The organism is Rhodanobacter sp. IGA1.0 (assembly GCF_040208325.1).
GTDB classification, from domain to species: domain Bacteria; phylum Pseudomonadota; class Gammaproteobacteria; order Xanthomonadales; family Rhodanobacteraceae; genus Rhodanobacter; species Rhodanobacter spathiphylli.
The window spans coordinates 365,553-378,101 of sequence record NZ_CP157948.1 but is presented as its reverse complement, the minus strand read 5'-3'; the positions used below and the strand labels follow the sequence as shown (position 1 = coordinate 378,101).

Annotated in this window: 10 protein-coding genes; 5 read left to right on the top strand and 5 right to left on the bottom strand. The window is 67.9% G+C overall.

The window, feature by feature from the left end; translation table 11 throughout:
* Positions 1-33 precede the first annotated feature (33 nt).
* Positions 34-2,370 (bottom strand): DPP IV N-terminal domain-containing protein, encoded by a 2,337-nt coding sequence (locus ABNK63_RS01595; protein WP_350016504.1) that lies wholly within the window; start codon positions 2,368-2,370, stop codon positions 34-36.
* 260 nt (positions 2,371-2,630) lie between these two features.
* On the opposite strand from ABNK63_RS01595, the gene ABNK63_RS01590 reads away from it, so the two are divergent.
* Positions 2,631-3,383 carry a glutathione S-transferase family protein gene (locus ABNK63_RS01590; RefSeq protein ID WP_350016503.1) on the top strand — a complete coding sequence of 251 codons (753 nt, stop codon included), beginning with the start codon at positions 2,631-2,633 and terminating at the stop codon, positions 3,381-3,383.
* A 123-nt stretch (positions 3,384-3,506) separates the two neighbouring features.
* Here ABNK63_RS01590 and ABNK63_RS01585 read toward each other — a convergent pair whose 3' ends face one another.
* Positions 3,507-4,406: a LysR family transcriptional regulator gene (locus tag ABNK63_RS01585; protein ID WP_007804264.1), complete on the bottom strand. Its 900-nt coding sequence runs from the start codon at positions 4,404-4,406 to the stop codon at positions 3,507-3,509.
* Positions 4,407-4,509: 103 nt separating this feature from the next.
* Here ABNK63_RS01585 and ABNK63_RS01580 point away from each other — a divergent pair, with 103 nt between their 5' ends.
* The 3 genes from ABNK63_RS01580 to ABNK63_RS01570 all read left to right on the top strand — a co-directional run bounded on the left by ABNK63_RS01580 (position 4,510) and on the right by ABNK63_RS01570 (position 7,177).
* The gene (locus tag ABNK63_RS01580; RefSeq protein WP_007804266.1) at positions 4,510-5,502 is read left to right on the top strand and encodes an aldo/keto reductase; all 993 of its coding nucleotides are present in this window, start codon (positions 4,510-4,512) and stop codon (positions 5,500-5,502) included.
* 121 nt (positions 5,503-5,623) lie between these two features.
* Positions 5,624-6,448 carry an NADPH-dependent 7-cyano-7-deazaguanine reductase QueF gene (queF, locus tag ABNK63_RS01575; protein WP_350016502.1) on the top strand — a complete coding sequence of 275 codons (825 nt, stop codon included), beginning with the start codon at positions 5,624-5,626 and terminating at the stop codon, positions 6,446-6,448.
* 159 nt (positions 6,449-6,607) lie between these two features.
* The gene (locus tag ABNK63_RS01570) at positions 6,608-7,177 is read left to right on the top strand and encodes a hypothetical protein (protein ID WP_350016501.1); all 570 of its coding nucleotides are present in this window, start codon (positions 6,608-6,610) and stop codon (positions 7,175-7,177) included.
* A 45-nt stretch (positions 7,178-7,222) separates the two neighbouring features.
* Here ABNK63_RS01570 and ABNK63_RS01565 read toward each other — a convergent pair whose 3' ends face one another.
* The 3 genes from ABNK63_RS01565 to ABNK63_RS01555 form a co-directional block, all read right to left on the bottom strand.
* Positions 7,223-8,287: a glycerophosphodiester phosphodiesterase gene (locus ABNK63_RS01565; RefSeq protein WP_350016500.1), complete on the bottom strand. Its 1,065-nt coding sequence runs from the start codon at positions 8,285-8,287 to the stop codon at positions 7,223-7,225.
* Positions 8,288-8,510: 223 nt separating this feature from the next.
* Positions 8,511-9,554 carry an alpha/beta hydrolase gene (locus ABNK63_RS01560; protein WP_350016499.1) on the bottom strand — a complete coding sequence of 348 codons (1,044 nt, stop codon included), beginning with the start codon at positions 9,552-9,554 and terminating at the stop codon, positions 8,511-8,513.
* Between the two features lie 3 nt (positions 9,555-9,557).
* Positions 9,558-11,993: a TonB-dependent receptor gene (locus ABNK63_RS01555; protein ID WP_350016498.1), complete on the bottom strand. Its 2,436-nt coding sequence runs from the start codon at positions 11,991-11,993 to the stop codon at positions 9,558-9,560.
* Between the two features lie 397 nt (positions 11,994-12,390).
* Here ABNK63_RS01555 and ABNK63_RS01550 point away from each other — a divergent pair, with 397 nt between their 5' ends.
* Positions 12,391-12,543 (top strand): DUF3309 family protein, encoded by a 153-nt coding sequence (locus tag ABNK63_RS01550; protein ID WP_350017175.1) that lies wholly within the window; start codon positions 12,391-12,393, stop codon positions 12,541-12,543.
* The last annotated feature ends 6 nt before the right edge of the window (positions 12,544-12,549 follow it).

The window sequence follows — 12,549 nt, the reverse complement described above, 5'->3', positions numbered from 1 at the left end:
CGACGCCGTGCCGTCACGGCGTCGAGGCCGGTTTCAACGCCAGGGCCACGCCTTCAGCTGATACTCCGCCGGCGGCGTATTGCCGGCCAGGTACTGCACGAAGTAGTCCCAGCGGCGACGGGTGGCATACGGAGTGGCTTCGCCGTAACCGTGGTGGGCGTTCGGGATCATCAGCAGATCAAAGTTGCGGTTCGCCTTGATCAGCGCATCGACCACCAGCAAGGTGTTCGACGGCGGCACGTTGTCGTCCATCGTGCCGTGCACCAGCATCAGGTGGCCCTTGAGGTCCTTGGCGAAACTCTGGTTGGCCTGGGCGTCATAGTTGGTCTTGCCGTCCTTGTCGGTGACCAGCAGGCCCTGCCACTTCTCGGCCCAGTCGTCCTCGTAGTTGCGGTTGTCGTGGTTGCCGCTCTCGGCCCAGCCGACCTTGAAGAAGTCGGGGTAGTGGAACATCGCGCCTGCGGTGGCGTTGCCGCCGCCGGAGTGGCCCCACACGCCGACGCGGTCGAGATCGATCCACGGATACTTCCTGCCCAACTCCTTCAGCCCGGCCACCTGGTCGGGCAAGGTGTTGTCCTCGACGTGCTCGAAGTAGGCGTCGTGGAAGGCCTTCGAACGCCACGGCGTGCCCATGCCGTCGATCGCCACCACGATGAAGCCCAGCTCGGCCACCGACTGGTGGTCGGCGCGGGCGGAGGAGAAGCTGCGCCCACGCACCGAACCGGTCTGCGGACCCGGGTAGATGTAGTCGATGATCGGGTACTTCTTCGAGGCATCGAAGTGGCTCGGCTTGAACATCATGCCGTACAGGTCGGTCTTGCCGTCGCGGCCCTTCACCGTGAACGGGATCGGCGGCACCCAGCCGGTGGCCTTCAGCCGGGTGATGTCGGCGGTGGCCACGTCGGCCAGCTTGCGGCCGTCGTCGGCGCTGCGCAGCACGGTGACCGGCGGCGTGGTGGGGGTGGAGTACGCGTCGACGAAGGCCTTGCCGTCCGGCGACAGCGTGACCGTGTGGTCGGCTGCCTCCGGCGTCAGCAGCACCGGCTTGCCGCCGTCCAGGCTGACCTTGAAGAACTGCTGGTAGTAGGGATTCACGCCCGCCGTGCGGCCGACGCCGCGGAACCACACGGTGCGCGTCTTCGCATCGAGCTTCAGCACCTCGGTGACGTTGCCGTCGCCGTTGGTGATCGCCCGCTTGAGCTTGCCGGTGTTGAGGTCGTAGAGATACAGGTTGCCCCAGTTGTTGCGCTCGCTGAACCAGATCGCCTCGTGGGTCTCGGGCAGGTAGCGCCAGTTCACCGCGCCGTTGCCGCTCTCGTAATACGTCGGCACCTTCTCCTCGAACACGGTGCGCACCTTGCCGGTGGCGGTGTCGGCGATGCGGAACCATTCATGCTTGTGGTCGCGCGAGGTGGAGACGAAGGCCAGGGTCTTGCCGTCGGCCGCCCACTTCACGTCGTCCCAGCCACCGTCGGGGCCGCAGCTGACGTCGTCGCACAGGCTGGAACGGTGCTGGTCCGGCGGCATCTGCAGGCGGGTGACCTTCTTCGCGGCGACATCGATGATGACGCGCTCGATCATCGTCACGTCCTTGTCGCCGACCAGCGGGTACTTCCACTTCTCCAGCTTCGGATGGCCGACGTTGGTGCTGACCAGGTACATCTCGCCGGTCTTGCGCTGGTCCTGCTGGAAGGTGGCGATCTGCTTCGAATCGGGCGACCACTCGACGATCGCGTTGTCGGTGTGCTTCCAGCCGGCGTTGTCGGTGGCGTAGCCGAAGTTCTCGACGCCGTCGGTGGTGAGCTGGGTTTCCTTGCCGCTGGCGACGTCGCGCAGCCACAGGTTCCAGCCGCGGATGAACGCCTCGCTCCTGCCATCGGGCGACAGCGCGCCCGGCTCGTCGCCGGTCTTCACCAGCTTCGAAAGATCGGCGCAGCTGGCCTCGACGGCGGCGAGGTCACACGCGTAATGCTTGCCGCTCACGCCGACATCGATGCGGCCATCGGCCATCCGCTTGTAGCTGCGCACCGGCAGCTTGCCGGCGTCGACACTCTTGCCACCGACCTTGGCCAGCGCCGCCGCCAGCTTGGTCTGGTCGAACAGCGGCGCGGTCTTGCCGCTGGCCACGTCCATCCGGACGAAGTGGTCGCCGGTGGCGTCGTGGTCGACGTACCAGAAATGACCGGCATCGAGCCAGTCGACCTTCTGCACCGCGTGGTCGACCAGCGGTGCGGTGTTGTAACCCATGAAACGCTCTGCCTGTGCATAGTCGTTCGCGCTCAGGGTTCGCCCCTGCGCGGCGACACCGGCGGACAACGACCCCAATACCAGCGCGCCCAGCACGCGCGAACTGCCGATCATCAAACTCATGTTGCGTTCCCCTTGCGAAAGCGGATTGCTGCGACTGCCGACCATGGCCCAGATGTAACCGAACGCCCGATGCTAGCGTGCGCATGACCAATGGCACCCCTGCCATTGGTCCCGACTGTCGGTCCATGCCGCAAAAAATACGCTGCCGCACGGACATCGATCGGTGCGTGACGACCGACCACGGCGCCGCGGGCCGGCCAGCTTGACGCGCGGGCGACGGCCATCGCACGCTGCGGCATCCGGTCCGGAGGAGATGAACCGTGGCGCAACGCCTCAGAATCATCGGCAACTACATTTCCCCTTACGTGCGCAAGGTGCTGGCCTGCCTGGAACTGAAGGGGCTGGACTACGAAGTCGATCCGATCGCGCCGTTCGTGGGCAACGACGAATTCAGCCGGCTCAGTCCGCTGCGCCGCATCCCGGTATTGGTGGATGGCGACCTGGTGCTCAGCGACTCCAGCGTGATCTGCCAGTACCTGGAGGACCAGCACCCCACGCCCTCGCTCTACCCCCGCGACATCGCCGATCGCGCCCGCGCCCGCTGGCTGGAGGAATACGCCGACACGCGGCTGGCCGACGGCCTGATCTGGCGGCTGTTCCACCAGCTGGCGATCAAGCGCCACATCTTCGGCGAAGCGCCGAACGAGGTCGTGGTACAGCACGCGCTCGAAGTGGAGATTCCCGCCGCGCTCGATTATCTGGAGCAGCAACTGCCGGACGACGGCTTCGTGTTCGGCGCATTGTCGATCGCCGACATCAGCCTCGCCAGTTTTTTCCGCACCGCCTCGTTCGTGCGCTACGCGATCGACGCCGAACGCTGGCCGCGGATGGCCGCCCTGGTGGCGCAGGTGCAGGCCCAGCCCGCGTTCCAGAAACTGGCCCGCTTCGAGGACTGCATGCTGCGCCTGCCGCTGGCCGAACAGCGCGGCGCCCTGATCACCGCCGGCGCCCCGCTGACCAGCGACACGCTGGGCACCAGCGCGCCACGCCCCGGCCCGCCCCGCGCTTCCTGACGACTCCCTCCCCTGCAACGCAGGGGAGGGCTGGGGAGGGGTGCTTTTGATCTTCAGCCCCTCGCCAGCCCGGGCAACCCCCTCCCAACCTCCCCCTGCGCGCAGGGGGACGAGCATCAGGCCTCAGCGCTGCTGCGCCATCAACTCCACCAGCCAGTCGACGAACACGCGCAGGCGCGCGGGCATCTGCCGCTGCTGCGGATACAGGATGGTCATCGGCAACGACGGTGGCGGATGCGCCGGCAGGATTTCGCGCAGCCGGCCGCTCTTCAATTCGTCGCCGATGCGATAGCGCGGCATCTGCGCGATGCCCAGCCCGGCCTCGCAACACCCGAGATAGGCATCCACGCCGCTGACGCTGACGCAACCGGGCAGGGTCACTTCGCGCCGCTTGCGGCCCACCATGAATTCCAGTGGTTCGGCGCGATGGGTGGTCGGCGACAACCAGTTCACCGCCAGGTGGCCATCGTGCAGCGCGGCCAGCGACTCGGGCAGGCCGTGCCGGCGCACGTAGGCGGCGCTGGCCACGGTAACCTGCTGCAGTAAGCCCACGCGGCGTCCGACCATGCCCGAATCGCCCAGCTCGCCGATGCGCAGCACGCAATCGACGCCCTCGCGAACCAGGTCGACGAAGCGGTCGCCGGTGCCGATGTCGAGCTGGATCAGCGGATAGCGCGCGAAGAAGTCGCGCAACGCGGGAATCACCAGCAGCCGCGCCAGCGTCGCCGGCAGGTCGACGCGCAGGCGGCCCTTCGGTTGCACCAGGGCCTCGCGGAAATCGGCCTCGACCTCGTCCATGTCGGCCAGCAGCCGCACGCAATGCCCGTAATAGGTCTCGCCATCGCGGGTACTGCGTACGCGGCGGGTGGTACGCAACAGCAGCTGCGCGCCGAGGCGGGCCTCCAGCCGCTTGATCGCATGGGTGACGGTGGCGCGCGGCAGGTTCAGGTCATCGGCCGCGGCGGTGAAGCTGCCCAGTTCGACGATCCGCGTATAGAGCCGCATCGCTTCGAGTCGGTCCATGGCCATTGTTGCCGTTGATTGAATGGTGATGGCCATTATTGAACATTTATCCGATGGCCGCCCGGGTGCACCATGCGTCCACCTTCAACCACGGAGCGACACCATGCAGACCCGCACGCTCGGCCGCCACGGCCCGCAAGTCTCCACCCTCGGCCTCGGCTGCATGGGCATGAGCGCGTTCTACGGCGCCCACGACGATGCCGAATCGATCGCCACCATCCACCACGCGCTGGATCGCGGCCTGAACCTGCTCGACACGGCCGACGTGTACGGCCCGCACACCAACGAGGTGCTGGTCGGCAAGGCGATCAGGGGCCGTCGCGAGCAGGCCTTCATCGCCACCAAGTTCGGCATCGTGCGCGACCCGGACAACGCCGCCGCACGGGGCGTCAACGGCCGCCCTGACTACGTGCGCGCCGCCTGCGACGCCAGCCTGCAGCGGCTGGGCATCGACACCATCGACCTGTACTACCAGCACCGCGTCGATCCGAACGTACCGATCGAGGAAACCGTGGGCGCGATGGCCGAACTGGTTGCCGCCGGCAAGGTGCGTTATCTGGGCCTCAGCGAAGCGTCCGGCGCCACGCTGGAACGCGCCTGCAAGGTGCATCCGATCGCGGCGCTGCAAAGCGAATTCTCGCTGTGGACGCGCGACCCGCAGGACAACGGCATGTTCGCCGCCTGCCAGCGGCTCGGTGTCAGCCTGGTCGCCTACTCGCCGCTGGGCCGCGGCTTCCTCACCGGCGCGATCCGCTCGCCCGACGATTTCGACGCCGACGACTACCGTCGCAGCAGCCCGCGCTTCGTCGGCGACAACTTCGCCCGCAACCTGCAGCTGGTCGAGCAGGTGAAGTCGCTCGCCGCCGACAAGGGCTGCTCGCCCGCGCAACTGGCGCTGGCCTGGGTGCTGGCGCAGGGCGACGAGGTGCTGGCGATTCCGGGCACCCGCAAGCGCTCGCGGCTGGACGAAAACCTGGGTGCGCTCGACGTGCGACTCACCGCCGCCGAGCTCGCCGCGATCGATGCGATCTTCCCGCCCGATGCCGTCGCCGGCAACCGCTACGTCGACTCGATGATGCACATGGTCAACGTGTAAAGCCTGCTGCGTACTCGTGAACGCCCTCCCCTGCCCCGCAGGGGAGGGCCGGGGTGGGGTGCTTTTGACATCGAAGTGCCTGAACGCAGAAGGCGGAGCGCAAGCAGTTAAACTCCACCGCATGAGCACTCCCGAACATTCCCCGCTCGGCAAGGACACCGTCTACGCCGACCGTTACGATCCCGGCCTGCTGTTTCCGATCCCCCGCGCCGACAAGCGCGCCGAGATCGGCCTGGGCGACGTGCTGCCGTTCCACGGCGTGGACATCTGGAACGCCTACGAGTTGTCGTGGCTCGACCTGCGCGGCAAGCCGCAGGTGGCCCTGGCCGAGTTCCACGTGCCGGCGGCCTCGCCCAACATCATCGAGTCGAAGTCGTTCAAGCTGTATCTCAACGGCTTCGCCCAGGAGCGCATCGCCGACGCGGCCAGCCTCACTGACACCTTGCTGCACGACCTGTCCGCCGCGGCGGGAGCCGTGGTGAGCGTGCAGCTGCATGCCGCCGGCGGCGCCAGCCTGCCGGTGAGCGTTTTGGACGGCCAATTGCTCGACGAGCAGGACATCGCCATCGACAGCTACGGACCGCCGGACGCGGACTTCCTCCAGGCCGACGCCACGGCGACGCCGGTGGCCGAAACCCTGGTCTCGCACCTGTTGCGCTCGAACTGCCCGGTCACCGGCCAGCCCGACTGGGGCAGCGTGCAGATCGCCTATCGCGGCGCGCCGATCGACCATGCGGGCCTGCTGCGCTACCTGGTCTCGTTCCGCACCCACAACGAATTCCACGAGCAGTGCGTGGAGCGCATCTTCGTCGACCTCACGCAGCGCTGCGCGCCCCGGCAGCTCAGCGTGTACGCGCGCTACACCCGCCGCGGCGGACTGGACATCAACCCGTTCCGCAGCAGCACGCCGGCCACGCCGGACAATCCGCGCACGGTGCGCCAGTAGGCTGTGCGCGCAGCGCGTGGCCGCCGCGTGAAAGTTCGCCGGCCACGGCAACCTCCGGTAATCGGCGCTTCAGATCGGCCGAGCTAGCCTCGCTGCACTGGCCACGCCCGCGACGGGCGCCGCCACGTGATCGACAGCGGAGTTCCCATGAAAACCTGCATGACATCCTTCCCGCGTTCCGGTGCGCTTTGCGGCGTCGCCTTCGCCGGCGCCCTGCTGCTGAGCGCCTGCGGCAAGCACGAGCCACCGCCGCCCGCCCCCACGCCGGCGCCGGCTTCCACGGCACCGGTGGCGCAAGCGCCCGTTTCACCGGCGGCATCCAGCGCGCTGGCGCCAGCCACCGCCGCCAGCATCGCGGTCGCCGCCTCCACCTTGCCGCCGCCCACGCCGTTCAGCGTGGCCAAGCTCACCCTGGGCAGCGCGGTGAACGCCGACCACCAGGTCACCCGCCCCGGCGACAGTTTTGCCAGCAACGACAAGGCGATCTACGCCAGCGTCGCCACCGAAGGCAGCACCGGCGGCGCCACGCTCAACGCGAAATGGAGCTACCTGGAGGGCCAGGGCCAGCTGGTCAGCAACATCAGCCAGTCGATCGCCACCGATGGCCCGGCGATCACCACGTTCAAGGTGCAGAACCCCGACTTGTGGCCGGCCGGCAAGTACCAGGTCGAGATCTCGCTCGACGGCAAGCCGGTGACGAAGCAGCAGTTCCAGATCGCCGCCCGCTGAAGCGGACGGAGCGGGAGGCGGAAGTCGTCTCTCGCCCCCGCTCCCTCACTTCGCGCTGTTCATCCCGTCCAGCGCCTTGCGCCCGATTGCCGGGTCGTCGGTGAAGAACGCATCGATGCCGGTGGCGAGATAGGTGCGGATCTCGGCGATCGAACCGGCCTCGTTGACGTTGCGCGGATCGATGCCCTGCCACCGGTCGAGCGGCAGGAAATAGTTCTCGGGCCGGAACGTGTACGGATGCACCTCGAGGCCGGCGGCGTGCGCGTCGTGCACCAGCGCGGTGGGCTCGCCCAGCAGGTGATCGAACTTCAGCGGGATGATCGCGCGGATGCCGGGGCCGATCGCGTTCGCGTAGGTGGCGATGGTGCGCAGCCCGGCCGGCGTCATCATCTGCCCGTAGTCGAGCTGGCCGCCCACGGCGGTCACGTCGTACGGCTGTTCGTCGGCGTCGCCCAGCAACTGCAGCAGCCGGATGTTGCCGTGCGTGCCGTCGGCCAGCTTGCCGTGCAGGTACTGCAGGTTGCCGATCTCGAATGACTGGATCTCCACCGGCGCCGTGCGCGTATAGGCGTGTGCGGCCAGCGTGGCCAGCAGCTGGTCCTCCATCGGCAGGCCGATGCCGCGGAAGTAAGTGCCGTGCTTGATCTCCGGGATGATTCCGATCACGCGCCCGCGCGCTGCCGATTCGGCCGCCACGAACGCGATGATCTCGTCCAGCGTGGCGATCGGGAACTGGCCGTCGTACTGCGTGCTGCGCAGCTTGGGCAGCCGCTCGCGCGCGCGCAGCGTCTTCAGCTCGGCCAGGGTGAAGTCCTCGCTGAACCAGCCGTCGACCGCCACGCCGTCGATGGTCTTGCGCGTCTTGCGGGCGGCGAATTCCGGATGACTGGCCACGTCGGTGGTGCTGCCGATCTCGTTCTCGTGGCGCGCCACCATCACGCCGTCCTTCGTCATCACCAGGTCCGGTTCGACGTAGTCGGCGCCGTCGGCAATGGCTTTTTCGTAGGAGGCCAGCGTGTGCTCGGGGCGCAGGGCGCTGGCGCCGCGGTGGCCGATCACCAGCACTTTTGCGGCCAGCGGCTTCTCGGCGGCGATGGCGACCACAGGCATGAGCACTCCACAGAAAACGGCGATGGCGAAGCATAAGCGATGCATGGATTGCTCCGGTCAGTGTCCGTGAAGAAAACCGCTTCCTGTGGTTCTCCTCCATCGCGAGTCCGGTACGCGCCGGACTCACCCGAGACAGTCACTTGCCTGACTGCTTCATGCTCGGCGCTCGGGCATCCGTGCCCTCGCCCTGGCCGACCTGAGAAGTTCAAAGCCTCACAACCGCTCAGCGACCGCGGTCCAGTGTGGCGGCGGCAGATGACCCGCGAGTGTCATCCGCGTAGGGCAGCCCGACCACGTCGTGCAGGAACTCGCGGCTGCGCCGGTGCACCGACTCGACCGATTTCGAATACACCGACGAGGCGATCACGTGCGCGTCGGCATCGGGGAAGTCCTGCTTGCGTCGATACTTCGCCGCGGTGCCCAGCTGGTCGAACATGCCCAGGATCGCCGGCACCGACACCGTGGGGTCCTGGTTCTTCTCGTCGCGGTAGTAGTAACCCACGAATGCCGGCGCATGGATCTTCGCGAACATGCGCGGGTTGAGCACGCTGCGGCTGAGCACCGCCACGCTGCGATAGCCGTCCATGTGGATCGACTTCGACCAGTACGCCGAATCGCCCGTCTGCGGCACCACCTCGTCGCCGTGGTTGTAGGCATAACGCAGAAAGGTGCCGCCCCATGGCCAGAACATCGGCGCCAGCCGGTCGTCGCGTTCGCGCACCAGCGGCGACCACAGCACCAGTGCGTCGACCGCCTGCGGCTGTTGCGCAGCCAGCTGCATCGCCAGCGCGCCACCCATCGAGGTGCCGATCACGATGACCCGGTCGCCCAGCGCGTGACCGATCGCCAGTGCCCGCGCCGCGCCGTCGACCAGTTGCTGCGCGTCCAGCCCGCGCATCGCGTCCGCTGCGGCCAGGCCGTGGCCGGGCAGCCGGCTGAGGTAGAGGTTGCAGCCGAAATCGCGGGCCAGTTCGCGATGCACCGGCGCGCCCTCGCCCTGGCTGGCGCCGAAGCCGTGCAGGTAGACGATGGCGCAGGCGGTGCGCGCCGGGTGCTGCGGATCGGCCCACACGATGCGCGCCTGGTTGTCCGGGCGGATGCCCGGCTGGGCGGCTTCGTGGGCGTCCACCCAGGCCTGCAGCCGCTGCGGTGCCTCGGGCACCGGCGGCAGCGTCACCGTCAGCTCGCGCTTCCTTGCGCGAGGCCCGAGCGCCGCGACGGCGCCCACCGCGAGCACCACCGCCAGCACGATGCGACGCTTGCGCATCGGCTAGAACTTGCCGCTGATGCCGATGCCGAAGGTCCGCGGCGCGCCGGGGATGTAGGTGGCCAGGTTGAAGTTCTCGCCCACGTTGCCGGCATCCACCAGGTACTTCTTGCCGAGCAGGTTGGCGCCCCACACCGAAAGATCCCAGCGTCCCTTGTCGAAGGTGACGCCGGCGCGCAGGTTCAGCAGGCCATACGCCGGCTGCACATAGGCGGGGTTGTTGTTGTCCTCGAAATAGATCTTCGAGCGCCAGGTGTAGCTGGGCCGCACGTACAGGTTGCGACCTTCCGCCAGCGGCTGGTTCCACTGCACGCCGATCGCCACGGTGTGGTCCGGCGCCAGCCGCAGGTGGTTGCCGGCGTAGCCCTGCTGGCGACCCTGGTTGTCCTTGTCGGCGAAACGCGCGTGCAGGTAGCTGTAGTTGAAGAAGCCGCTGAAGCGATCGCTGAATGCCTGCTGCAACGAAGCCTCGAAGCCGGGCACGCTGGCGCGGCCGGCGTTGAGCGTCAGCAGCCGGCCGCCCTGGAACGCGGTGCTCTGGAAGTTGTTGTAGTCGTAATAGAACGCGGACAGGTCGTAGGCAAAACGACCACCGTCGCCTTCGCCCTTCAGGCCCACTTCGTAGCTCAGGATGGTCTCGGCCGGCAGCACCACCTTGTCGTAGCCGGTGCCCGCCTCGTTGACGTTGAAGGCCAGCACGTTGGGCCGCCGCCCGCGCGACACGCTGAGGTAGCTGTTGGTGTCCTCGTTGATGTGGAAGCTGCCGATCAGGCGGCCGACCACCGAGGTGCTGTCGTGTTCGTTGTGCAGCCGGCCGTTGGTCGGCACGAACAGGTTGTTCGGTCCGGTAACGCCGTTGAAGCCCGCGCCGAACAGCGCCAGCGTGGTGCCGATGCCCGACGCCGGCGAGGCGTTGGTGACCTGGTAGGCGCCGGCCTGCTCCTCGCGGCTGACCCGCAGGCCGCCGGTGATGTCGAAGCGGTCATTGAGGCGCCAGGTGCCGTCGGCGAACGCCTCGTACGAGCGGGTGCGGCCGTAGTTGGTATACGCCTCCTGCTCGTTGGTGTTCAGCGGCACGCCGAGCAGCGGGATCGCGCTGTAGGGCTGGTTCGGCTGGTAGTTGGCATCGAGCAGCGGCGGCGCCGGGCCCAGCAGGGCGATCAGCTGGCGGGTGGAGTCGGACAACCCGTCGAGCGTCGGCGCCAGCGCCAGCAGCTGCAGCAGCAGGCTGCGCTCGTCGGTGCTGAACGGCACCGCCTCGCTGCCGTTCTCGTAGAAATAGTTGGCGCCGAAGAAGCCGGTGAAGCTGCCGCCGGCGTCGTAGTTCAGGCGCAACTCCTGGCTCAGCTGGTGGCTCTTCGAATGCTCGGCGAAGTTCAGCATGTTGACCTGCGAACCGTCGGCGTCGAACTTCTCCATCGAATTGAACTTGCGCAGGCCGGTGGTGCTGGACAGCCGCCAGCTGTCGCTCAGCGCGAAGTCGCCGATCGCGGTCAGCCCGTAGACCTTGCGGCGCAGGCCCAGCTGGTCGCCGTGATCGAGATCGGCTGCGCCATAGACGTCGGTCGAGCCGTAGCGGTTCGGCACGATGCCGCTGTGGAAGTCGGTGCCCGGCGGGGTGTCGCGCTGGTAGTTCGCGATCAGGTCGATGCCGCTGCCGCTGCCCACGTTGAAATGCAGGCTGGCGCGGATCGCCTTGGTGTCCTCGCCGCTGAGCCGGCCGCCGCTGAGGTTCTCGACGTAGCCGTCGTGGTAGGCGTTGTGCACCGCCACCCGGGCGAAGACGTTGTCGGAGATCGGCGTGTTGATCCAGCCGGTGAGCTTGCGGCTGGAGAAATTGCCGAATTCGCTCTGGAAGCCGCCCGAGTTGCCGGCCTGCGCCTTGTTCTGGATCAGCGAGATCGCCCCGCTCTCGGCGCCGCGGCCGAACAGCGTGCCCTGCGGTCCGCGCAGCACCTCGACGCGGTCCATGTCGAACAGCGACACCATCGAGCCACGCGAACGGCTGATGTCCACGCCGTCCTGGAAGATCGACACGCGGCTGGCCGCCGTCGCCGCGCCGTCGTCGGTGGTGATGCCGCGCACCGCGATGCCGGGATTGTTCGGGCTCTGCACCTGCACCTGCACGCCGGGCACGTAGCGGCTGAGCGTCTCCACGTCGCTGATGCCGAAGCGCTGCATGAAGTCGTCGGAGTACGCCGAGATCGAGATCGGCACGTCGACCACCTGCTGCTCGCGCTTCTGCGCGGTCACGGTGACCCGGTTGAGATTGATCGCGTTGGCCACCGACGGCGCACTGTCCGCCGGCGCCGGCGCGTCGCCGGCCTGTTGCGCCTGCACCGCCATGGGCGCCAGCCCCAGCAGCAGGCAGCGGATCGACCAGGACAACCAGTTGCGAGATGGCGCCAGCGCGCCTGCACGCGGATTCGGATTCGACATGACTTCCCCAGGAAAAGCACGAGCCGCCAGCGAAGGCGGCGTTTCATTATTGTCGTCCGTGCATGACAGGCACATGTCCCGTTGGCCGGGCCCGCCCCACCTGTCGCATCGTCCGTCCCCCGGGTCGATGATTGCAGCCCCGTTGTCACGCAAGCTACTACGGACGAGGCGCGGCAGGCTTGCTGCGTTGCGGCAGCGGCGTGCCGTTCGCGCTGGCGATGCTGGCCAGGAAATCGTGGCACCCGCGAGCGCGGCCGTGACTGCCCCGTGATCACGCAGGCCGCGCCGCTTGACGGTTCATCCACCGCGCGCCTGCGATGGTCTGCCTGCACCGCCTCACCGCGCGGTGGCCGCCGCGCCCATCGGGGGCGCGCGCACCGAGGAGCATCACATGTCCCTGTCCCTGCTGGTTGTCATCGTTCTCGTGCTGTTGCTGATCGGCGCGTTGCCGACCTGGGGCTACAGCCGCTCATGGGGTTACGGTCCGGTGGGCGGACTGGGCCTGGTCGTGGTGATCGTGCTGGTGCTCTGGTTGCTCGGCGTGTTCTGACCGCGG

What these genes read in the sequence shown, in the direction of transcription:
- ABNK63_RS01560 (WP_350016499.1), bottom strand. Translation starts at nt 9,554, where the DNA reads ATGCGCAAGCGTCGCATCGTGCTGGCGGTGGTGCTCGCGGTGGGCGCC.
- ABNK63_RS01555 (WP_350016498.1), bottom strand. Translation starts at nt 11,993, where the DNA reads ATGTCGAATCCGAATCCGCGTGCAGGCGCGCTGGCGCCATCTCGCAAC.
- queF (WP_350016502.1), top strand. Translation starts at nt 5,624, where the DNA reads ATGAGCACTCCCGAACATTCCCCGCTCGGCAAGGACACCGTCTACGCC.
- ABNK63_RS01565 (WP_350016500.1), bottom strand. Translation starts at nt 8,287, where the DNA reads ATGCCTGTGGTCGCCATCGCCGCCGAGAAGCCGCTGGCCGCAAAAGTG.
- ABNK63_RS01580 (WP_007804266.1), top strand. Translation starts at nt 4,510, where the DNA reads ATGCAGACCCGCACGCTCGGCCGCCACGGCCCGCAAGTCTCCACCCTC.
- ABNK63_RS01595 (WP_350016504.1), bottom strand. Translation starts at nt 2,370, where the DNA reads ATGAGTTTGATGATCGGCAGTTCGCGCGTGCTGGGCGCGCTGGTATTG.
- ABNK63_RS01570 (WP_350016501.1), top strand. Translation starts at nt 6,608, where the DNA reads ATGACATCCTTCCCGCGTTCCGGTGCGCTTTGCGGCGTCGCCTTCGCC.
- ABNK63_RS01585 (WP_007804264.1), bottom strand. Translation starts at nt 4,406, where the DNA reads ATGGACCGACTCGAAGCGATGCGGCTCTATACGCGGATCGTCGAACTG.